19 protein-coding genes are annotated in these 21442 nt (G+C 65.3%); 6 read left to right on the top strand and 13 right to left on the bottom strand.

Translation table 11 applies throughout. The annotated features are described in order from the left end of the window. Nucleotides 1-5 precede the first annotated feature (5 nt). Together VFO93_RS07300 and VFO93_RS07295 are read right to left on the bottom strand one after the other, a co-directional pair. Nucleotides 6-890 (bottom strand): DUF3822 family protein, encoded by an 885-nt coding sequence (locus VFO93_RS07300; protein WP_325133694.1) that lies wholly within the window; start codon nucleotides 888-890, stop codon nucleotides 6-8. A gap of 153 nt (nucleotides 891-1043) precedes the next feature. After that, entirely contained in the window at nucleotides 1044-1535 is a 492-nt protein-coding gene (locus tag VFO93_RS07295) for an NUDIX hydrolase (RefSeq protein ID WP_325133693.1), read from the bottom strand. A 464-nt stretch (nucleotides 1536-1999) separates the two neighbouring features. Between VFO93_RS07295 and VFO93_RS07290 the strand changes: the two genes are divergently transcribed. Next, the gene (locus tag VFO93_RS07290) at nucleotides 2000-2419 is read left to right on the top strand and encodes a PaaI family thioesterase (protein WP_325133692.1); all 420 of its coding nucleotides are present in this window, start codon (nucleotides 2000-2002) and stop codon (nucleotides 2417-2419) included. A 138-nt stretch (nucleotides 2420-2557) separates the two neighbouring features. On the opposite strand, the gene VFO93_RS07285 is transcribed toward VFO93_RS07290, so the two are convergent. The 3 genes from VFO93_RS07285 to VFO93_RS07275 all read right to left on the bottom strand — a co-directional run bounded on the left by VFO93_RS07285 (nucleotide 2558) and on the right by VFO93_RS07275 (nucleotide 7817). Then, a complete protein-coding gene (locus tag VFO93_RS07285) occupies nucleotides 2558-5857 on the bottom strand; it encodes a T9SS type A sorting domain-containing protein (protein WP_325133691.1) in 3300 nt (1099 codons plus the stop codon). A 407-nt stretch (nucleotides 5858-6264) separates the two neighbouring features. Further along, entirely contained in the window at nucleotides 6265-6588 is a 324-nt protein-coding gene (locus VFO93_RS07280) for a hypothetical protein (RefSeq protein ID WP_325133690.1), read from the bottom strand. 200 nt (nucleotides 6589-6788) lie between these two features. Further along, nucleotides 6789-7817 carry a LacI family DNA-binding transcriptional regulator gene (locus VFO93_RS07275; RefSeq protein WP_325133689.1) on the bottom strand — a complete coding sequence of 343 codons (1029 nt, stop codon included), beginning with the start codon at nucleotides 7815-7817 and terminating at the stop codon, nucleotides 6789-6791. Nucleotides 7818-8001: 184 nt separating this feature from the next. Between VFO93_RS07275 and VFO93_RS07270 the strand changes: the two genes are divergently transcribed. Beyond that, the gene (locus VFO93_RS07270; RefSeq protein ID WP_325133688.1) at nucleotides 8002-9435 is read left to right on the top strand and encodes an ATP-dependent DNA helicase; all 1434 of its coding nucleotides are present in this window, start codon (nucleotides 8002-8004) and stop codon (nucleotides 9433-9435) included. Nucleotides 9436-9607: 172 nt separating this feature from the next. Beyond that, nucleotides 9608-10120, top strand: a complete 513-nt coding sequence (locus tag VFO93_RS07265; protein WP_325133687.1) for a DUF1573 domain-containing protein — start codon at nucleotides 9608-9610, stop codon at nucleotides 10118-10120. Nucleotides 10121-10305: 185 nt separating this feature from the next. Here the strand turns inward: VFO93_RS07265 and VFO93_RS07260 are convergent, their stop codons facing one another. Further along, a complete protein-coding gene (locus VFO93_RS07260) occupies nucleotides 10306-10686 on the bottom strand; it encodes a DUF423 domain-containing protein (protein WP_325133686.1) in 381 nt (126 codons plus the stop codon). A 356-nt stretch (nucleotides 10687-11042) separates the two neighbouring features. Next, a complete protein-coding gene (locus tag VFO93_RS07255) occupies nucleotides 11043-11564 on the bottom strand; it encodes a cytidine deaminase (RefSeq protein WP_325133685.1) in 522 nt (173 codons plus the stop codon). Nucleotides 11565-11831: 267 nt separating this feature from the next. Between VFO93_RS07255 and VFO93_RS07250 the strand changes: the two genes are divergently transcribed. From VFO93_RS07250 to VFO93_RS07240, 3 genes are all read left to right on the top strand, one after another. Further along, complete coding sequence (locus tag VFO93_RS07250) at nucleotides 11832-13190, top strand: saccharopine dehydrogenase C-terminal domain-containing protein (RefSeq protein WP_325133684.1); 1359 nt, start codon at nucleotides 11832-11834, stop codon at nucleotides 13188-13190. Nucleotides 13191-13254: 64 nt separating this feature from the next. Next, nucleotides 13255-14151 carry a hypothetical protein gene (locus VFO93_RS07245; protein ID WP_325133683.1) on the top strand — a complete coding sequence of 299 codons (897 nt, stop codon included), beginning with the start codon at nucleotides 13255-13257 and terminating at the stop codon, nucleotides 14149-14151. Between the two features lie 151 nt (nucleotides 14152-14302). Further along, nucleotides 14303-14998 (top strand): ATP-binding cassette domain-containing protein, encoded by a 696-nt coding sequence (locus VFO93_RS07240; RefSeq protein ID WP_325133682.1) that lies wholly within the window; start codon nucleotides 14303-14305, stop codon nucleotides 14996-14998. Nucleotides 14999-15113: 115 nt separating this feature from the next. Here the strand turns inward: VFO93_RS07240 and VFO93_RS07235 are convergent, their stop codons facing one another. The 6 genes from VFO93_RS07235 to VFO93_RS07210 form a co-directional block, all read right to left on the bottom strand. Beyond that, nucleotides 15114-15830 (bottom strand): tRNA1(Val) (adenine(37)-N6)-methyltransferase, encoded by a 717-nt coding sequence (locus tag VFO93_RS07235; RefSeq protein ID WP_325133681.1) that lies wholly within the window; start codon nucleotides 15828-15830, stop codon nucleotides 15114-15116. 81 nt (nucleotides 15831-15911) lie between these two features. Next, nucleotides 15912-16307: a hypothetical protein gene (locus VFO93_RS07230; RefSeq protein ID WP_325133680.1), complete on the bottom strand. Its 396-nt coding sequence runs from the start codon at nucleotides 16305-16307 to the stop codon at nucleotides 15912-15914. A gap of 2 nt (nucleotides 16308-16309) precedes the next feature. Next, a complete protein-coding gene (locus tag VFO93_RS07225; protein WP_325133679.1) occupies nucleotides 16310-16765 on the bottom strand; it encodes a ribonuclease H in 456 nt (151 codons plus the stop codon). Nucleotides 16766-16934: 169 nt separating this feature from the next. After that, nucleotides 16935-18041, bottom strand: a complete 1107-nt coding sequence (locus VFO93_RS07220; RefSeq protein ID WP_325133678.1) for an aminotransferase class V-fold PLP-dependent enzyme — start codon at nucleotides 18039-18041, stop codon at nucleotides 16935-16937. A 104-nt stretch (nucleotides 18042-18145) separates the two neighbouring features. Continuing rightward, a complete protein-coding gene (locus VFO93_RS07215) occupies nucleotides 18146-18628 on the bottom strand; it encodes a type II 3-dehydroquinate dehydratase (RefSeq protein ID WP_325133677.1) in 483 nt (160 codons plus the stop codon). A 213-nt stretch (nucleotides 18629-18841) separates the two neighbouring features. After that, the gene (locus tag VFO93_RS07210; protein ID WP_325133676.1) at nucleotides 18842-21385 is read right to left on the bottom strand and encodes a glycoside hydrolase family 95 protein; all 2544 of its coding nucleotides are present in this window, start codon (nucleotides 21383-21385) and stop codon (nucleotides 18842-18844) included. Nucleotides 21386-21442 lie beyond the last annotated feature (57 nt).

Genomic DNA, 21442 nt, shown 5'->3' with positions numbered 1-21442 from the left:
AGCGACTACCCGCAAAACGCCAGGCTGAACAGCTCGAAATAGCGGCTTTCGGCCACTTCGTTGAGGCGGTAGCTGTAGTGCAGGCCAAAAGGACGGTTGCCGAAGCGCAGATGCCGCACGTAGGTAGCCAGCAGCGCGAAGGCGGCCGAGTCGCCGGTGAGCTCGCCCCACACCGTCACGGGGTCCTGGTCGGGGTTGAGGCCCAGCTCCTGCATGGCCAGGATAGTGTAGTACACCACATCCTCGGGCGTGCTCACGCTGAAGACGTTGCAATACTCCAGCTGCGTGCCCAGCACCAGCAGCGTTAGCTCAGCCCCGGCCAGGTGCAGCGACAGGTGGCGCGCCGGGGCCGTGGGCCCCTGCTGATACAGCAGGCCCGCCAGCAGCGGGCTGGTGTGGTGCAGCAGCCGGGCCTCGGGGCCGTGGGTGGCGCGCAGCCAGCCAGCCAGCTCCGCGTCGGCGGCGAAGATGCTCACCAGTTCATTGGCCGGCGAGCTGGCCGGTAGGGCGTAGGCCACGGCTTGCTCGGTAGCGCCCAGCGCATGGTGTAGCTGGAGGTAGCTGGCCTCATCGCCGGGCCGAAACAGCGGCGCAGGCAGCAGCGTGAAGGCCCCGCCGCCCACGGCCACCCGCACCCGGCCCCAGCCAGCGCGGCCCAGCAGCTCGTGCCCGGCCGCCAGGGCCGGCAGCCCGCCCGGTGTGGGCAGGGCCAGGTCTTCGAGCACCACTATTTTTTGGCGAGCGGTTTCGAGCACGGCCAGGGCGCAGCGCCCCCCGGCCGCCAGCACGGCCAGCTGGTAGGCGCCCAGGTTGTCGGGGGCGAAGGTGTCGTCGCGCAGGGTAATGGCCGGGGCGGCCGGCGCAGAAGCGAAAGTAGAAAGTGCAGGCACAGGCAAAAGTAACGAGTGCCAAAAGTAGCAGCTAACCTAGGTTGCGGGCCAGCCCCGGCGCGGCCGGCCGCCGGTGCCCGCTTGCAATCCAAAATAGCTAACCATTGATAGTGAGCTAGTAAAATAGCTGGCCTTGCCAGCTAGGTGGCGGCGCTACTTCAGGATGGCCTGGGGCACAAATACATCGTCGACGCTCAGCAGGCCGCGCAACACGGGGTGCACCTGGGCGGGGGGCAGCGCCAGCAGCTGGCGCGGGCTCTGCCAGGCCAGCTCGGTGAGGAGCTGCTGGCTGGCCCCGTGCTCGGGGTCGTGGCCCAGGCGGGGCTGGGCGGTGGGGTCGTCGGGCAGCACCTCAAAAAAGATTTCCAGCGCCTGCAAGTCGCCTTCCCGAAACTCGTGCAGGTGCAGCAGGCGGCCCGGCTGCACGGCCAGGCCAGTTTCTTCCAGAAACTCGCGGCGCAGGGCATCGCGCAGCGATTCGCCAAAAGCCCAGCCCCCGCCGGGAGGCGACCAGAACGAGGCCCCCGCCGGCAGCAGGCCCCGGTGGGCGGCCAGCAGCAGCGTGCCTTCGCGCACCAGCAGGCCGCCCACGCGCACGCGCACCTGCCCGGCGTAGGGGCGTAGCAAATCGTCGGTATTTACCATATCAGAAGGTTGGCGGGGCCTGCGGAAAGGAAGCCCCGCGCATAGAATAGCGCCTGCGCTAACGTAGGCACCGGCCCGGCGGTTGGGGGTAGGCGTCGGCAGGGCGGCTATCTTGGCTTGCTGCCGGCTGGCCGGCTGGGGGTTATGGCAAAAAAAACGGGTGCTTTTAACCAGATTGATATTGCGGGGCTTCTGCTTTTTCGCTGGTGTTCTACCTGGGCCGCCCCCTTTGGGGCTGGCATGAAGCTCGCCCGGCCGCCAGTGCCTGCGAGGTGCGGCGCGTGCGCGGGCACTGGCTGGTGGCCACCTTTGCCTAACGAGCTCTCGGGCACCAAGCCGCCGCTTTTCAAGTACGCGGGCGGCGAGCCCAGCGCGACCTTTGCCGCGCCAGCTGGCTTGTTCTGCGGCTTTCCGCGGTAAAAGCCAGCTGGGCGCTACCCCTTTATTATTTAAAATACGACTCCATGCAAGACGCCAACGCTCAGCCCGACCTCGAAACCCGCATCCGCCGCAAGCTGGAGCGTCAGTATTTTATGCACCTTATCGGGGCCGACCTCACGCGCATCGAGCCCGGCCGCATCGAGGTGGGACTGACGCTGGGGCAGCAGCACCAGCAGCAGCGGGGCTTCACGCACGGCGGCCTCACGGCCACCATGGCCGACCTGGCGGCGGGCTTTGCGGCCGTCACGCTCGTGCCCGACGGGGTAGGCGTAGTCACGGCCGAGTTGAAAGTGAGCTATTTAAACCCTGGCATAGGCACGCACCTGCGGGCCGTGGGCTGGGTGTTGAAGGCCGGGCGGCGGCTGCACTTCTGCGAAGCCGAAGTGTGGTGCGATGAGGTGCTCATTGCCAAAGCTACGGCCACGATGGCGGTGGTAGAGTAAGGTAAGTAGCACGTAAGGTTTGGTATTCAAGCCACTGATGGCAAGATTTATAAACTAAAAAAAGGTCTCCTAAGCTAAAAGCGAAGGAGACCTTTTTTTAGTTTAGCGCGGCGGGCTGCTGGGCCGCCGCGCGGCCGGCTACTCTACCGTGAGGCGCACGGCCTGGGTGCCGCTGCGCACCAGGTACACGCCCGCGCGCAGGCTGGCCGGCAGGGCCAGGGTGGCTTTGCCGCTGGCATCGGCCACGGCGGCGGCCACGGTGCGGCCCAGCAGGTCGGCCACTTGCAGCGGGGCACCGGGCGCCAGGCCCGCTACGGTAGCCGTAGTCCGGGCCGGGTTGGGGTAGAGGCTGAAGGCGGGCAGGCGCTGGCCGGCCGAAGTGGCCAGCGGCGACGTCACGTCGTTGAGCAGGGCGACGAAGCCCTCCTGCGCGCCCGAGGGGTTGGCCAGCGTGGTGCTGCCAAACGCGGCTGGCCCCTGCGAAGCGCCGGCCACGTACAGCCGCGCCCCACTCACCGCCAGCCCATAGGCATAGTCGGGGAGCGGGCTGCCCGCCCGCTGCGCCCAGGCCATGCCGGCGCTGCTGCCCGCGTCGAGGTATTTGGCCAGGAAGATATCGGGCCCGGTCGTGCTGCTAAAGCCCGGCAGCGAGGTGCCGCTGAACACGACCGCGTTAGCATTGGCAGCCGTGTTGGTATAATGGCCCGTGATGTACACGCCCGTGCCGCTCGCGGCAATGCCCGTGGCGTAGTCGGAGGCGGTGCCGCCCCCGGCCACCGCCCAGCCCCAGGTGCTGCTGCTGCCGGCATCGGTGAGCTTGGCCACGAAGGCATCCACGCCCCGGGCGGTAGTAGCGCCGGGCAGCGGGGTGCTGCCAAACGTAACCGCGTTCGTGTTGGCCGCATCGTTGGTGATGTAGCCGGTCACGTACACGTTGCTGCCACTCGCGGTCAGGGCGTTGGCCATGTCGGTGCCCGCGCCGCCGGCCGCCTGGGCCCAGGCGTAGGTAGCCGAGGTGCCCGCGTCGGTGAGCTTGGCCACGAAAAGGTCGTTGTTGAAGCTCGAGGTGCCCAGGCCCGGCAGCGAGGTACTGCCGAAGGCGACGGTGTTGACATTGGCCGCGTTGTTGGTAACGTAGCCCGTCATGTACACGCTGGTGCCGCTCACGGCTACCCCGTTGGCTTGGTCGTTGCCGGCGCCGCCGCCCGCCACGGCCCAGGCGAAGGAGCCAGTGCTGCCGCCGTCGATGAGCTTGGTTACGAACGTATCGCTGTTGCCCAGGCCGGCCAGGGTAGTCGAGCCGAAGGTAACGTTATTAGAGCTGTTAACGGTGTTGGCGACCGCGCCCACCGCGTACACGCTGGTGCCATTCACCGCGATGGCCTGCCCCTGGTCGCTGTCGGTGCCGCCCGCTACCTGCACCCAGGTCCAGGCGGCCGCAAGGCCCGTATCCGCGATTTTGGCCACGAAAACATCCTGGCTGCTGGTGGCCGACACGCCATTAACGGTCAGGCTGCCAAAGCGCGTGAGGTTGGCATTCGTGCTGCTTTCCCCGATGCTGCCCGTGACGAATATGTTGCCAGCGTAGCCCACTGCCACGCCCGTTACCTGGTCGGCCCCGAGGCCGCCCGCGCCCAGCGCCCACACCCAGGTATTGGTGGTGGGGTTCCACTTCGCCACGAACCCATCCAGTATGCCGGCCGACGTGAGGGTAGTGCTGCCCAGCACGATGCGCCCCGAGAAATAGCCGGCCACGTACACGAAGCCGTTGGCATCGGCCGCCGTGGCCTGGCTCCGGAACGAGCCGCCCACCTGGGCCTGGGCTACGCGTGCCCAGCTGGCGCCGCCGCCGCCGGTAGCCTCCGTGAGCTGGCCGGCAAAAAGCGTGTTGTCGGCCCCCGAGCTCAGCGGCGAGCCGGTGGCCGTGCCGAAGCCGGCCTGCACCCCAAAGCCTCCCACCGGGTACACGCTGGTGCCACTCACGGCCAGGCCCGTCAGGTTGTCGGTGCTGGCCCCGCCGCCCGCTTGGGCCCAGCCCCAGGTGGCGCTGCTGCCCGCATCGGTGAGGCGGGCCACAAATACATCCTGGCTGGCGGCCGCCGCCGTGCCGTTGAGCGCGCCCAGCGTGCCCACGGTTACTGCGTTGCCATTGAGGCTGTTGTTGGTAAATGAGCCGCCCACGTACAGCGCCGTGCCATTGGCCGCCAGTGCGGCGGCCTTATCGCTGTCGCTGCCGCCCACGGCCTGCGCCCACACAAAGGCGCCGGTGGTGCCCGCATCGGTGAGCTTGGCCACGAAGGCATCCTGGCTGGGGCTCGCTGCCCGCCCGTTGAGCACCCCGGCCGCCCCGAAGGTCACGGAATTTAAATTGGCGGTACTATTAATGAAGGCACCCGCTACGTACACGCTGCTGCCGCTCACGGCCAGCGCGGCGGCTTGGTCGCTGTCGGTGCCGCCCGCTACCTGCACCCAGCTAAATGCGCCGCTGGCCCCCGCGTCGGTAATTTTAGAGACGAAAACGTCGCTGCTGGCAGCCGTGGTCTGGCCATTCGCCACCCCGGCCGCCCCGAAGGTAACGGCATTGGTATTGGTGGAGTTGTTGGTGATGTAGCCCGCCGCGTACACGCTGCTGCCGCTCACCGCCAGGGCGTTGGCCTTGTCTACCGAGGAGCCGCCCGCCGCCAGCGCCCAGCTGAAGCTGGCGGTGGGGCCGGCATCGGCTATTTTGGCCACCACCACGTCGCTGTCATACGTGGCGGTCGGCGACAACCCGTTCAGGGTCGCCGTGCCGAAGGTAACCACTTGCCCGTCCCGCGTGTCATTGACGAACGAGCCGGCCACGTACACGCTGCCGCCGCTCACGGCCAGCGCGGTGCCCGCGTCGGTGCGGTTGCCCCCGCCGTTCAGCACCCAGGTAAAGCTGGCGGAGGTGCCCGCGTCGGTGAGCTTGGCCACAAATAAGTCGCTGCTGGCAGAGGTGCCCTTGCCCGGCAGGGGCAGCGTGCCGAAGGCAACACCGTTGGTACCGGTTTTCGTGTCGGCAGTGTAGCCCGTGAGGTAAACGTCGCTGCCGCTCAAAGCCAGCGCCGCCGCCGCGTCGTAGTCGGTGCCGCCGGCCCGCACGGCCCAGGCCCAAGTGCCGGCCGCCGCGTTCCACTTCGCCACAAACACATCGGTGTTGCCAACGCTCAGCAGGGTAGTGGCTCCCAGCTGTATCTGGCCGGTGAAGGAGCCCGCGATGTAGACGTTGCCACTGGCATCGGCCACCGTGGCCAGGGCCGTGGCACTGCCATTGTAGGGCTGGCTGGCCGTGAGCGCTGCCAACCAGCTGGGAATGGTCTGGGCCTGGGCGGCCGGCAGGGTGCTCAGGCTAAGGGCAGCGACGGCCACCCACTGGCGGCTACCCAGCCACGAGCCAAGTGTGTAGTTTTTGGTCATGCGAGAAAGAAAAAAGTAAAAGGGTAGTTGAGAGCTTGCTGATTAACCGGCTTTACCCGGCACTTTAGAAAATGTCGGGCTTGAGTAACCTGCGCCTGGGCATAGCGAAAGCCATTCTGGGCCTTTGCCAAAATTGAGCTGCTGCATCAGTCCCCGTGCGCCACTCCTCAAGGTTTATGTGCGCTATAAGCCTAATTTGTAAGGCTTGAGGAACGTAAATGTAGGAGAATATATATATAAAATAGAACGGGGCCCAGGGCGGCAAGCGGGGGCCATGCCCTGCCGGGTACCACAGGGGTTTTTGCTCGCTAGCAGCAGGCGAGGTGGGCCGCTCGCCGGCAGGCAAAGCTGGCCTCTGGGCAGCGGGCGAGGCGCGCGGCACAACGCAGGTTTTTGCCGGGGGCACCTCACCGGGGCCGTCGCCGGCCCGCTGCGCCGGGCGGGCTGCGCTGGAGCCACTGGCAGGCCGAGGCCAGGTCGGCAAACAGGGCAATGGCCGGCTCTGTCGCGTAAAAAAGCGCCTGCTCCATCGAGGCACGGTCCTGGTAGCCGTCGCTGTATACCCAGGCAAAATAGGCGACGCCTTGTGCCGCCAGGCGGGTGAGGTACGGCCCCCCAATCCCGCGTACCGAGTGCTGCCAGCTGCCCTCCAGCGCGGAGTGGTCGCTCAGGATTTTGGGGTAAGGACACGTGCGGTGGCAGGCGCAAATGAGGTCCGTGTGCCGCTGCACGGAGGCCGCATCGTACCCCGCGCCACTCCAGGTAAAGCCACCCGTTGTCGTCGTCGCTACTCACCCGCAACCCCGGGCAGTCGAGTAGGCAGCGCAGCTCGTTCATGCCGCTAATATAGAAGTACTACCTTATAGTGGTGCGTGGCCTACTTTCTTTTAGAACTTTCTTAACCGCGAAGCGGCGGCATAAAGCAGTTGCTTTAGACGCGTACAACGTCAGCCCCCGTCGACGCCCGCGGCAGCAGCCGGGCGGGCAGCTCCACGCTTTGGCTGGCCAGCAAAGGCTTTTTATCAATAATAGCCCCGAAGAGCAGTCGCGCCGCCTCGCGGCCGATTTCGTAGGCGGGCTGGGTGATGGTGGAGAGCGGCGGGGCCAGCAGCGAGGCGATTTCGAGGTTGGAAAAGCCAATAACCTTGACCTGCTGCGGGATGGCGCGGCCCAGCTCCTGGCAGGCCTGGTAGGTGCTGAGCGCCAGCCGCCCCGTCGAGGCAAAAATGCCGTCGATGTCGGGCCGGCGCTGCAAAAAAGCCTTGATGCGGGCCACGTTTTCGAGGTTGGCCCCACCGCCTTCCAGCACTAGGTCGGGGTCGGCGGGTAGGCCGTGGGCTTGTAGGGCGGCTTCGTAGCCCTGCTGCCGCTGGTTGCCGATGGCCAGTTTGCCCGACATGAGCAGGTAGGCCACCCGGCGGCAGCCGGCTTCGAGCAGGTGCGCGGTGGCCTGGTAGGCGGCGTCGAAATCGTTGGTCGTCACCGTGGCCGTGTCGAGCGCCTCGCTCACGCGGTCGAAAAATACCAGCGGTACGCCCCGGCTGCTGAGTTGCTCGAGGTGCGCCGGCCCTTGGGTTTCGCCGGCCAGCGAGATGAGCACGCCATCGACCCGGCCGCGGGTGAGCTGCCGCGTCACGTCGGCTTCGAGGGCGTAGCTGTCGTGGGTGAGGCAAATAAGGGTGTGGTAGCCGTTGAGGCGAGCTATTTCTTCGATGCCATCGATGGCCTGCGAAAAAAACTGGTCATTCACCTCGGGCACCACCACCCCGATGGTGTGGCTGAGCTGGCTGCGCAGGCCGCTGGCGTAGGCATGGGGCTGGTAGTGCAGTTGCGCGGCCATGGCCTGCACGCGGTGCTTGGTTTCGGCGCTGATGTCGGAGCCGTTGCGCAACGCCCGCGACACGGTAGACGAAGCCAGGCCGAGCTGCTGGGCCAGCTGCTTCAGGGTAACGGAAGACACGGGGAAAGAATAGGGTAGAAGTGGGCTGTGCAAGCTAAGCAAAAAGCCGCGATAAACGGGTGCAATACTCGAAACTACTTGTTCAGGTTATGGGCTGCCTAGGGGCAGTGTGCTTACCTTAGCCTGGATTTTATGCCAGCAAAAAAGCGTTTATCGCTGAACGTAAATTTGCTGTTTTGACTAGATGCTAAAAACCCGCTATCCGTCCGTCCGCGACTACTTCCCGTTTGAGCCGACCGACGACCAGGCCGAGCTATTCGTGCAGCTCGACTCGTTTTTGCGCGACCCGCTGCCCGGCCGCAAGGTATTTGTGCTGCGCGGCTACGCCGGCACCGGCAAAACCACCGTGGTGAGTGCCCTCGTGCAGTGGCTCAGTAAGTTGCAGCGCAAATACACGCTCATGGCGCCCACCGGCCGCGCCGCCAAGGTGATGAGCGCCTACGCCGGCGTGCCCGCCAGCACCATCCACAAGAAGATATACCGCCAAACCAGCGGCGCGCCCACCGAGCGCCTCAGCTTTCAGCGCCAGCCCAACCGCACCGAGGAAATGCTGTACATCGTGGACGAGGCGTCCATGATTTCCGATGAGAAAGCCTTCGGCGAGAGCGGCTTGCTGGATGATTTGATGGGCTACGTGTTCGAGAAAAGCACCAACCGCCTGCTGCTCATCGGCGACACCGCGCAGTTGCCGCCCGTGGGCCAGCTGCTGAGCCCGGCGCTCGACCCCGAGCTACTGGCGGGCCGCTTTCGCGCCCGCGTGGAAGGCGTGGAGCTGCGCCAGGTAATGCGCCAGGCCGAGTCGTCGGGCATCCTGGTCAATGCCACCGAGCTGCGTGAGGAATTGCGCGAGGAAGCACCCGCCATCCGGCTGCATACCAAGGGCTTCAAGGATATGTTTAAGATGGGCGGCGACAAGCTGGAGGACGGCCTGCGCTGGGCCTACCGCAACTTCGGGCACGAGAACACGACCATCATTTGCCGCTCGAACCGCAACGCCAACCAGTACAACCAGCTCATCCGGCGCACCTTGTTTGAGGCCGAGGAGGAGATTGAGGCCGGCGACTACATCATGGTCGTGCGCAACAACTATTTCTGGCTGCCCAAGGACTCGGAGATTGGCTTTCTGGCCAACGGCGACTTCCTCGAAGTCACCAAAATAATCAAGCGCGAGGAGGTATTCGGCTGCCGCTTTGCCCAGGCGCGGGTGCGGCTGGTCGACTACCCCGACGAGCCTGAGCTGGAAGTAAAGCTGCTGCTCGACACCCTGCACACCGAAAGCCCCTCATTGCCCCGCGACCAAAACGAGGCGCTCTACCAGGCCGTGACCGAAGATTACAGCCACCTCACCAAAAAGAGCGAGCGCAACGCCGAGATGCGCAAAGACCCGTACCTCAACGCCTTGCAAATAAAATTTGCCTACGCCCTCACCTGCCACAAGGCGCAGGGCGGCCAGTGGCAGGCCGTGTTTGTCGACCACGGCTTTTTGAAGCCCGACGAGCCGGTGGGCGGCGAGTTTGCGCGCTGGCTCTACACGGCCATCACGCGGGCGTCGGAGCGGCTGTTTTTGCTTAATTTTCAGCAGCGCCTCATCGACGCGAGTGAAATCAGTGAGGATTAACTCAATAATTTCTTGTTACTTTGGAATCCAAACGCGGCCGGTGAAGTTTGCAGAGCGCGCCAGCTTCACGCGGCGCACAGACGCGGCGGGGTAGTTTGGCCGCCGATTTGCAGGGGCCGGCTGCGCACGTAAATTTGTTTGTTCCTCACACCCCTTATTTCTACTTTTTGTCATGACTAAGACGTTGCTACTGGCCCTGGGCCTCGCATTCGCTGGCGGCTACACCGCCCAGGCTCAAACCGCTCCGGCTGCCGCCACGGCTAAGGCCGATGGTCCCCAAATCAAAGTGATGGAAGACAAGTACGACTTCGGCACCATCAAGCAGGGCGACATCGTAGACCACGTGTTCAAGTTTAAGAACGTGGGCAACAAGCCGCTGATTATCTCGAACATCGGCGTGAGCTGCGGCTGCACCGTGCCCGACTGGTCGAAAGAGCCCGTAATGCCCGGCAAAACCGGTACCCTGTCGGCTAAATTCAACTCGGCTGGCAAAATGGGCATGCAAACCAAAGTGCTGACTATCGAGTCGAACTCGGCCGCTGGTGCTTCGACTGCTACCCTCACCGGCAACGTGGTAGAAGCCACCGCCGCTTCGGCCGCTACCGACGTGAACACGACCGACGCTGGCAAGCAGAAAATGAAAGAAGGCGACGCCAAGCTGAAAGCTAAAGTGAAGAAGTCGTAGTCAGCCAGCTGATTATAAGATAAACAGGGCGGCCCGGCAATTTTGCCGGGCCGCCCTTTTAGGTAGTCGGTGTACCGTAAGCTTTAGCTTGCGAGCGAGCGCAACGAGCAGTAGCGCAAGCAAACGTTGGCAGGCGCGGCTGCTCGCTGCGCTCGCTCGCAAGCTAAAGCTTACGGTACACTGAATTACAGTTTGCTCACGGCCAGCAGCAGGCGTACCCAGCCGGCAATCAGCAGCAGCCCACCAATCGGGGCGACCGCGCCCAGCTTGGTTACTCCCGTGAAGCACAGCAAGTAAAGCGAGCCGCTAAACAGAAATACGCCGCCCAGCCACAGCGCGGCCGTGGTGCCCAGCGGCCCGCGCAGCTCGGGCCGCGTCGTGGCCAGCACGCCCACCGCCAGCATGGCCAGCGCGTGGTAGAACTGGTAGCGCACGGCCGTTTCGAAGGTGTCGAAGCGCCCGCTGGCTTCGAGCATGGCGCGCAGCCCGTGCGCCCCAAAGGCCCCGATAGCCACGCCCAGGCCCCCGAGCAGGGCCGCGAGTTGAATGATAAGCTTAGCAGACATAAAGTGAATTGGTGAAGGAGTGGATGAGTGAATCAGCGGGTACAAAGTTGACAAGCAAACCTTATTCACTATTGTTACGCAGTCGCGGTAGAATCTCGGTTGCTGGTTGCGTCACATGGCCGGCTAGCCCCGTAGGGGCGACCCGTTGGTAGTAATAGGTCTTAGCTAACGCGCAAAAGCCCCGTAGGGGCGACCCCACCAGCCGACAGGGCCGCCCCTACGGGGCTTTATCCGGAGGGATTACGAAATTTTCTGCCGACGGGTCGCCCCTACGGGGCTGGGTGGCTACTTCCTGAACCAGAAACCTAACCCCAGCTTCCACAAAGACTGAGGTAACAGCAATTACCCATCTACCACTAAAGACGGGGCGGTAAGTCGCTGGGTGAGAAGTGAAACGGTAGTAAATCGGCCAGGCGCTCGAAGCGCAGCACGGTGCCCGCCGGGCCGGGCAGCAGCAGCCAGATGGGCTGCTGCTGGCGCATTTCCGACTCCAGCATTACCTGGCGGCAGGCCCCGCAGGGTAGCGCCGCCGTGAACTCGCCCTGCGCCGGGCGGCCCGCCACGGCCATGCCCACGATGCGCGGCACCGCGCCCAGGTGGCTGCCCGCCAGCCCAAAAAGCGCCGTGCGCTCGGCGCACAAGCCCGAAGGGTAAGCCGCATTTTCCTGGTTAGTACCCTGGAAAACAGTGCTATCGGCCAGCAGCAGCGCGGCCCCCACGTGGAAGTGCGAGTACGGCGCGTAGGAGTGGGCCGTGGCGGCGCGGGCGGCGTCCCACACCTGCCGCTCGGCGGGGCTGAGCTGGTCGGGGGTGGCTAGCTCATCGTAGGGCAGGCTAAGGTAGCGGCGGGTAGTAGGAGCGGCAGAATCGGCGGCCATTGGGTAGGAATGGGAAAGGGGGGCACAAAGTAACGGAGTAAGCGCGGATGAGTGGATGAGTGGGTTGGTGGATGAGTGGATGAATGGATGAGTGGATGAGTGGATGAGTGGATGAGTGGATGAGTGGATGAGTGGATGAGTGGATGAATGAGGAAGCTGCCTTTCCTTCGTGTGTTGCTTTCGGTGACGAGCGCGCTTCAGCTAGCAGAAAAAACCAATTTATCCGCTCATCCACCAACCCACTCATCCACTCATCCACTCATCCCAATGACCCCACCCACCCGCCTGCTACTGCTCGGGGCCGGCCGCTCGGCCTCGGCCCTCATCGACTACCTGCTGCGCCACGCGCCGGCCGAAAACTGGTTTCTAACCGTGGCCGACGCCCAGCCCGCGCACCTGGTGCCGGTGCTGGCCGCCCACTCGCAGTACACCCGCCCCGTGGCCCTGGATGCCCACAATGCCGCGCAGCTCGATGAGCTGGTAAGCCAGGCCGACCTGGTCATTTCGATGCTGCCGGCCGCCCTGCACCCGGTAGTGGCGTGGGCCTGCCTACGCCACCACCGCCACCTGGCCACGGCCAGCTACGTGAGCGCCGAAATCCGCTCCTTGCACGACGAGGCGGCGGCCGCCGGGCTGTTTTTCCTGATGGAATGCGGCCTCGACCCCGGCCTCGACCATATGTCGGCCATGCAGACGCTGGACGAGCTGCGGGCGGCGGGCGCGCGCATCACGGGCTTCAAGTCGTACTGCGGCGGGCTGGTAGCGCCCGAGAGCGAAGGCGCAAACCCCTGGCGCTACAAATTCAGCTGGAACCCGCGCAACGTGGTGCTGGCCGGGCAGGGCGGGCCGGCGCAGTTTTTGGAAGGTGACGAACTAAAAGCCATTCCATACCAAGAGCTATTTGCCCGCGCCGAGGTGCTGGCGGTGCCCGGCCACGGCCACTTCGAGGGCTACGCCAACCGCGATTCGCTGGGCTACCGCGAAATATATGGCCTGCACGATGTGCAAACCATGCTGCGCGGCACCCTGCGCCGCCCCGGCTACTGCGGCGCCTGGCAGGTGCTGGTGGCGCTGGGCTTCACCGACGATACCCAAAAGCTGGGCAACGCCGCCACCCTGCCCTGGGCCGCGCTGGTAATCAGCCGCCTGCCCCAGCCCGCTGCCCCCGCCGAAGCCGCCGCCGCGCTGGCCGCCCAGCTGCACCTCGACCCCCACGGCCCCGAACTCACGCGCCTGGCCTGGCTTGGTTTGTTCGGCGAGCGCCCGGTGGGCCTGGCCAATGCCACCGCCGCGCAGTTGCTGGAGCACCTATTAGTAGAGAAATGGGCGCTTGGCCCCCACGACCGCGACCAGGTAGTGATGCTGCACCAGTTTGAGTATGAATTGAATGGGGAAGCCCGCCGCCGCACCGCGTCGCTCGTCGTCACGGGTCGCGACGCTACCCACACCGCCATGGCCCAAACCGTGGGCTTGCCGCTGGGCATGGCCGTGCGCCGCCTGCTGCGCGGCGAAATAGCCCGGCGCGGCGTGCTCGTGCCCACCACGGCCGACTTCTACGAGCCCATTCTGGCCGAACTGGCGGCCAACTACGGCATTATTTTCCACGAGCAGGATGAGCGTCGGTAGGGCCACGGCTTCTGTGCCCGCGTTGGCGTACCTGCGGCTCCGGGGGCGACTGCTGTGCCGGCTGTTGCGGGAGATTGGAGCGCTGCGGCTGCTGGTGCTGCTGCCCTTTGTGCTCATGTCGGTAGGGCAGGCGCTGGCTGTAGCTACCCGGCACTCCTGGGGGCAGTGGGCGGTGCCGGTGGTGGTAGCCTGGGCGCTGCTGGGCGCGCACCGGCAGCGGGGCGACTACCGTTTTCTGGCCGCTACCGCGCCCGGTTTTCAGGCGTGGTTAGCGTGGGAATACGCACTACTGGCCCTGCCCGTGACGGTGGTATTGCTGGCCGGCCGGGCCTTCGGCCCGGCGGCGCTGCTGCTGGCGCTGGCTCTGCTGGTGGCCTGGGCCCCGCCGGCCGGGGAAGACCGCGCCAGCTGGCACCGCTGGCGCAGCCCGTTTCGCAGCGAGGCCTTTGAGTGGGTGAGCGGAATGCGCGCCACTAAAGGCTTATTCTTCTGGCCGGTGCTGCTGGGGCTGGCCGCCTGGCAGCGGGCTTCGCCGCTGGCCCCGGCGGCCTTGCTCGCGTGGCTGCTGCTGGTGCTGGCCTGCTACGGCACGGCCGAGCCGGCTACTATGCTGGCCGTGGCCGCCCGCTCACCCAGGCAGTTTTTGCGGCGGCGCTTGGTGCTGGGGCTAGGCTACGCGGCGGCCACGGCCGCGCCGTTTTGGGGGCTGCTGGCGAGCGGGCCGGCCGGCTGGGGCGGCGCGCTGGCGGTGGCCGTGGCCTGGCTGGCGCTGGTGGCGTTGTTCATTTGTGCCAAATATGCCTTCTACCCCGTAGAAGCGCACATTCGCCTCACGCAGGGACTGGTGCTGAGTATCGCGCTACTGCTGCTGGGCCACCCGCTGTATCCGGTGCTGCTGCTGGTGGCGGCCATCGGGTTGCCCTGGCAGAGTGGCCGCCGGTTGCGGCGGGTGGTTGGGTAATGGGTAATAGATGGTAGGAGTAGAGTAGAGACGCATACTTGCGTCTTGCGTCTGACGAGCTGAGTAACGCAAGACGCAAGTATGCGCCTCTACGCCCAGCTATACGTTGATTTTTAGAATATTGCAACTTAAGTAATAGCCCCATTACCTCATGCTCGAAGTCCGCGACCTGCATAAAGCCTACGGCCACCAAGAAGTGCTGCGCGGCGTGCGTCTAGCTGTGCGCCCCGGCACCATCCACGCGCTGGTGGGGGCCAACGGCGCGGGCAAAACGACGTTGATAAACTGCCTCTACGGCCTCGAAACGGGTTTCACGGGCACCGTGCGCGTGGGCGGCGCGGCTAGCGCGGTGCGCGACTGCACCGGCCTCGTGCCCTACGAGCCGTACTTCTACCCCCGCCTCACCGGGCGCGAGTACGTGGAGTTTTGCCTGCAAGCGCGGGGCCGCCCGGTGCCCGACCTGCGCCCCTGGAACCAGCTGCTCGACCTGCCCCTCGACCAGTACGCCGACGAATACTCGGCCGGCATGAAGAAAAAACTGGCTTTGCTGGCCGTGCTGGTGCAGGATTTTGCCTACCTCATCCTCGACGAGCCCTTCAACGGCCTCGACCTCGAAGCCAACCTGCTGCTCAAGGAAATCCTCAAGCGCCTGCGCGACCGGGGCACCGGCCTGCTGCTCACCTCGCACATCCTGAGCACCCTCACCGAGGTGGCCGACGAGGCCAGCGTGCTGGTCGGCGGCCGGGTGCAGCGCCACTACACGGCCGCTAAATTTGGCACGTTGGAGGCCGATTTATTGGCCGCCCTGCACGGCGAAAAGCTAACGCAGCTGCGGGATTTGCTGTAAAACGGAGTGGCACTCCGTTTCGCGTTGGGGTAGCTCACCGAGCTTGGAAAATAGAATAGTACTCCGTTTCGCGTTGGGTTAGCTCGTCGGGCGCGAAACGGAGTGCCACTCCGTTTTACAAAGCCAGATAAAACCCGCCCAGCAACGCCCGAAACGCTGCTGAATACGCCCCCCCGGCGTCCTGAATAACCAGCTCACTTTCCCGCACCGCCCCCGCCGCGCGCCCAAACGTGCTGATGCAGCGCGTAGCGCGCCCGCCCGGCCGGTGCCGCACCGTCAGCCGCGCTTGCACGGGCAGCCCGCCCGCCGCCTCGCGCTCAAACTGCTGCATCTCGGGCGGCGGCAGCAGCACCGTGAGGGTGCCGCCCGCCGCCAGGTGCCCCGCCGCAAAGCCGATAATATCGCCAAACGTGAGCGAGCCCGCGCCCTCGTGCCGCGCCGTGGCCCGCGCCGCATCGGGCGAAGCCAGGCTGCGCCGAAAAAACGGCGGGTTGCAAATAATGTGGCTGAACGCCCCCGGCCCCGTAGCCGCATAGGCCGCCAAACTCAGCGGCCACACCCGCACGCGGCTGCCCCAGGGGCTGGCCGCCGCGTTGGCCGCCGCCTGGGCGGCGGCAGCGGGGTCGATTTCTATTGCCTCAATCGTGGCGGCCGGGGCGCGCTGGGCGGCCATGAGTGCCAGCAGCCCGGTGCCGGTGCCGAGGTCGAGCACGCGGCTGGCCCCGCTGAGGTCGGCTGCCGCGCCCAGCAGGCAGGCATCGGTGCTGACTTTTTGGGCGCAGTCGGCTTGGTCGATGCGAAACTGCTGGAACTGGAAGTAGTCGTTGGGCACAGAAGAAACTAGCGCGATTTCGGAGTCGGGATGTAGCGAGAGACGAGGTTTGGATACTTTTGGCGGCCCGCTCGCCTGCCTCTACCAAGTGCCGCCCGCAGAATAGAGAAATTCTATGCCTTCACTTGAGGCATCATCCAGCCAGTTATGACCCTCGCCTACGTCGTGCATGTTAGCAATAGCAGCCAAATAGGTTATTTCAGTTAGGTCGCAAGCAAAGCTGTTTTGCCCATTGATTTCTGATATTCCCTTATCAATATCGGAAAGCCGAAGCAATAGGCGGCAGTTCACCGCAGAAATAAAGCTTACTTCTGCCAGTTCAACTTCTAACCGCTGCCTAAGCAACCTTTCGGTGAGTAATTCTATTAGCTGCTGGTTCTGTGACTCATCAAAGTCAAACAGCCGGATTAGTTTGGTGGGCCAAGCGTCGGGATATTTGCCGCTGGCCGTATTGTCGGCGATGTATTCCAGTTTCATAGTCACCCCAGCGCCTCATAACCCTCATCCACCAGCAGCCCCTTACCGAGCGCGCTTTGCACCGCCAGCACGTCGCAGCGCTCGTTTTCGGGGTGGCCGGCGTGGCCTTTTATCCACTTGAAGGACACTTTGCGCTGCTCGTAGATGCGCAGGAAGCGCCGCCACAGGTCTTCGTTGGCTTTTTTGCCGAAGTCGGGTTTTTTAACCCAGTTGAAGACCCAACGTTTTTCGACGGCATCGACCACGTACTTGGAATCGGAGACGACGAGGATGGGAATTTCGGGGCGCGTCACGGCTTCGAGGCCCACTATCACGGCCAGCAGCTCCATGCGGTTGTTGGTGGTGCGGCGGAAGCCCTGGGTCAGCTCTTTTTCGTGGGGGCCGTAGCGCAGGATGGTGCCGTAGCCGCCCGGGCCGGGGTTGCCGCGCGACGAGCCATCGGTGAAAAGGGTAATCACTTTTTTTTAACGAAAATAACGCGGCCTCACGCGGGGAACCTCACCCCCGGCCCCTCTCCCAAGGAGAGGGGAGCCTGACGACTTTAACGACAGCAAACGTCGGTTTGCGGTCGGCTCCCCTCTCCTTGGGAGAGGGGCCGGGGGTGAGGTTCCCCGCGTGCGGAGGCGCCTATTTCGCCGCTACCTCCTCATTGCGAAGCTTTTCAAAAAACTGCACCAGCGCCTCAAACGCGGCATCGGGCACGGCCGGGAAGTTGGCGATGCGGAAGCTCGTGGCCTTGTGGTCGCCGTAGCCCGAGCCTAGGTGCAGGCCGGCCTCGTCGCGGGCGCGGCGCTTGACCTCTTCAATGAGGGCGGGCGGGCCCTGCACCCCGATAACGGTAGTGGAGCGCGCCTCCGCATTGTCGATGAGCGGGCGCAAGCCCAGCGGCTGCACCTGCCCGAAGTAGTCGTAGAGCTTCTGGGCGCGCTCGGCGAGGTGGGGCGCGATGGTCTTGATGGGCTCGCGCATGCTCAGCACGCGGCTGAGCAGGTAGATGCCCAGCACGTTGGGGGTGTGGGTAGTCTGGTGGTTCAGCATGTTGGAAATCATGCTGAGCAGGCTGTTGTAGTGCGATTTGTCGCCCACCTCGCGGGCGCGGGCCACGGCGCGGGGCGATAGCACCAGCAGCCCCAGGCCGGCGGGCAGCCCCAGGCACTTCTGCACCGAGCCGTACCACACGTCAGCCTTGATGAACTTGAGCTGCACCCCGCCGATAGACGAGGTAGCATCGACGGCCAGCAACGCCGGGCCGACGCGGTTGAACACGTTCAGAATGAAGTTGTCGCGCAGCTGGGTGGCCGTGCTGGTTTCGTTCTGCGTCAAACACACGAGGTCGGTTTCCTCGGGGTCGAAGGGGAGCGTGGCCGGGTCGGGCACGTCATTGATGTCGAAACGCAGGCCGGTGCAGCCGGGGCGCAGGGCGCGGGCGTAGTCAAACCATTTCTGCCCAAACGACCCGTTGTAGAGGTGAAACGAGCGGCGCGGCGTGAGGCTCTGGGTCAGAATTTCCCAGCACTCGGTGGCCGACGACGTGAACAGAATGGTATAGTCTTGCGGAATGTTGAGCTTGGCGCGGGCCTGCTCCAGGGTGTGGCGCACGAGCGCCGCGAAGCGCTCGCCCCGGTGCGGGGCCGACAGCCAGCCCTCTTCAAAAGCATCGGCCAGGTACTGGCGCAGCTCGGGGTACACGGCGGCGGGGCCGGGATTGAACGTATAAGTCGGAAGGGTTGCCATGGGGGCAAAGGTAGAGAAGGGTGTAGGGTAAGCTTTAGCTTGCCTTTTTTAAAAGAACCCGAAAAATCGCTAAAAAGGCAAGCTAAAGCTTACCCTACACCTCGCTACCTCCTGCCAAAACCCACCGGCCGCGGCTTCTGCCGTAGCAGGTAGTGCAGCGCCAGCCGGTAGCTTTCCAGCCCAAAGCCCGCGATGCTGCCCACGCAGTGCTTGGCGATGTAGCTGACGTGCCGAAACTCCTCGCGCCCCGCCAAATTGCTGAGGTGCACCTCGATAACGGGCAGGCCCGCGCCGGCCACGGCGGCCACGGCATCGCCCAGGGCCACGCTGGTGTGGGTGAGGCCGCCCGCGTTGAGCACCACGGCCTGGCTGGCGGCTTCGGAACCGGCGTCGCCCCAGCCGGCGGCGGCGTGCAGGCGGTCGAGCAGCGCGCCCTCGTGGTTGCTTTGGAAGGACGTGAGCGTGAGGTCGGGAAAGTCGGCTTGCAGCTCGGGCAAAAAGTCGTCGAACGAGCGCGTGCCGTAGATGTGCGGCTCGCGGCGGCCGAGTAGGTTGAGGTTGGGGCCGTTGAGGAGGAGGATGTTCATGAGGGAGTAGTAGCTCAGGTGGTAGAATAGCCCCGGAGGGGCGACCCGTCGCTAGTAAATGCGAAGGGAAAGATAAAGGGCTAAAGCCCCGTAGGGGCGACCCATTCGGCCGAATGGGTCGCCCCTACGGGGCTTTAGCCTGTATAACGTAGCATTGCTACCGACGGGCCGCCCCGCTGGGGCTACTCCACCGGCATCCCTTTTTACCGCACCCTACCACCGCCAGGTATACTCTTTGCCCGCTTTCGTAGCCACGTCATAATCAGCCGCCGCGCCCGCCGCACCGCCCGGCTGCGCCCCGAAATACGCGCTTTGCTGATAAAACGCATTCGCATTGCGGCCGGTGGCGGGCGTGAGGGCGGGGCCGCTGGCCAGCCTCAGACCGGCCGGTAGCCGCAGGCGCAGGTTGCCGCCCAGGGTCGAGCGGATGGTGAGGCCGGTGAGGCGGCCTTGCTCCCAGCGCAGCGCCACTACCTCAAAGCCGCCGCGGGCGCGCAGGCCGGTGGCGGTGCCGCTGGGCCAGGCGCCGGGCAGGGCGGGCAGCAGGTGCAGCGCGCCGTCGTGGCTTTGCACCAGCATTTCGGCCATGCCGGCGGTGCCGGCGAAGTTGCCGTCAATCTGGAAGGGCGGGTGGGCGTCGAAGAGGTTGGGGTAGGTGCCGCCGGCCCCGCCCCAGCCCGTGGTGGGCGGCACGTAGGCCAGGAGCTGGCGCACGAGGCGGTGGGCGTGGTCGCCGTCGAGCAGGCGGGCCCACCAGTTTATTTTCCAGCCCTTGCTCCAGCCGGTGCCTTCGTCGCCGCGGATTTCGAGGCTTTTGCGGGCGGCGGCCAGCAGGGCGGGGCTGGTGTGGGGCGTGATTTCCCAGCCGGGATACAGGCCGTAGAGGTGCGAGGCGTGGCGGTGGCGCGGGTCGGTTTCGGTAAACTCCTGCGACCACTCCAGGAGCTGGCCCTGGCTGCCGATTTGCAGCGGCAGCAGGCGGGCGGTGGCCGCTTGCAGGCTGTCGCGTAGCGGCGCATCCACGCCCAGCATGGCCGAGGCCTGCCGCACGCTGGCAAACAGGTCGCGGATGATGGACAAATCCATCGTGGTGCCCACCGACACGCTTTGCTCGCGGCCGGCGGCGTCCTTAAACTTGTTTTCGGGCGTGGTGGACGGGGCCGTGACCAGGTGGCCTTTGCCATCTTCGACCAGCCAGTCGAGCGAGAAGTGCGCCGCCGATTTCATCAGCGGGTACGCCCGGCGCAAAAACGCTTGGTCGCCGGTATAGAGGTAGTGCTCCCAGAGGTGGCGGCACAGCCAGTTGCCGCCCATATACCAGTTGGCCCACACGGGGTCACCGTCGCCGCGGTTGCCCACTGCATACGACATGGCCCATATGTCGGAATTGTGGTGCGCCACCCAGCCGCGCGCGCCGTAAAACTCGCGGGCCGTGGCCCGGCCCGTGCGCGCCAGGCCGGGCAGCCAGTCGAGCAGCGGCTGGTGCAGCTCGCTGAGGCCGGTGGCCTCGGCGGGCCAGTAGTTCATCTGGGTGTTGATGTTGATGGTGTAGTTGGAGCTCCAGGGCGCGCGCAGTTCCTTGTTCCAGATGCCTTGCAGGTTGGCGGGCGGCCCGCCGGGGCGCGAGGCCGAAATCAGCAAATACCGCCCAAACTGGAAATACAGCGCCTCCAGCCCCGTATCGGCCGCGCCGGCCGTGTAGGCTTGCAGGCGCTCGTTGGTGGGCAGGGCCGCGCCGCCGCCCGCCGCCGCGGGTGCGGCCAGGGTGAGGGTGGCGCGGTTGAATAAGCGCTGGTAGTCATCCAGGTGGCGGCGCAACAGGCTTTCGTAGCTGCGGCCGCTGGCAGCGCGCAGGGCGGCGGTGGCCAGCGCGTCTTCGTCGAGGCCCTGGCTGTCGGGGCACTTGTCGAAGCCATTAAACGACGTGGCCGCCGCGATAAAAACCACTACTTCCGTGGCCCCGCGCACGTGCAGGCCAGCCGTGTCGGCCGTGGCGGTGCCTTGCCGGGTGCGGGCGCGCAGGCGGTACTCAAAGCGCATGCCGTTGCAGCCGGCCGTGTCGGCCTGCACGATGGGCTGGCGGCCGGGCTTGTTGTAGTAATTGGGGTCGACATGGGCCGGGGCCTTGCCGCGCACCACCAGCTCGCCCGCCGCGGCCGCCACCTGGTAGCGCAGCAGCGAGCGCGCCGAAATATCGAGACTCAGCTTGCCCGGCTGGCTGCTGGTGAGGCGCAAGACCAGTACCTTGTCGGGGGCCGAGGCGAAGAGCGTGCGCTCGTAGCGCACGCCCCCGGCCGTGAAGCGGGTGGTGGCCGTGGCGCTGGCCAGGTCGAGGTCGCGGTAGTAGTCGGTGGGCGTCTGGCCGCCCAGGTCCTGGCGCAGGCGCACGTCGCCGAGCGGTAGGTACGACTCCGAGAAGAAGCCCTGCATCTGGTGGCTCAGGCGGTCGGCCCGGCCGTAGTCCTGGTCTTGCAGCAGGGCCTGGCGCACCTGCGGCAGCACGGCCGCCGAGCCGGGGTTTATGCCGGTTTCCACTGGGCCGCCGCTCCACAAGGTGCTTTCGTTGAGTTGAATCAGTTCTTGCTCGGGCTTGCCGTATACTATGGCCCCGAGGCGGCCGTTGCCCAGCGGCAGGGCCTCAACCCACTGCTGGGCGGGCTGGCGGTACCAGAGTTTAGGGCTTTGCTGGGCGTGGGCGGGCAGGGTGAGCAGCGCGGCGAAAGTTGCTAATTTTTGGAGTAAGCGAGGAAATGCCATAAGCCGGGCAAGATAGGGGTAAGGGCGGCGAGTTGGGGTAGGCAGTGGTGGCGCTGT

Origin of the sequence: Hymenobacter sp., assembly GCF_035709525.1 — a bacterium.
Classification (GTDB): Bacteria; Bacteroidota; Bacteroidia; order Cytophagales; family Hymenobacteraceae; genus Hymenobacter.
Note: the sequence above shows the minus strand (reverse complement) of the source record. Positions and strands in the feature narration are given on the sequence as shown.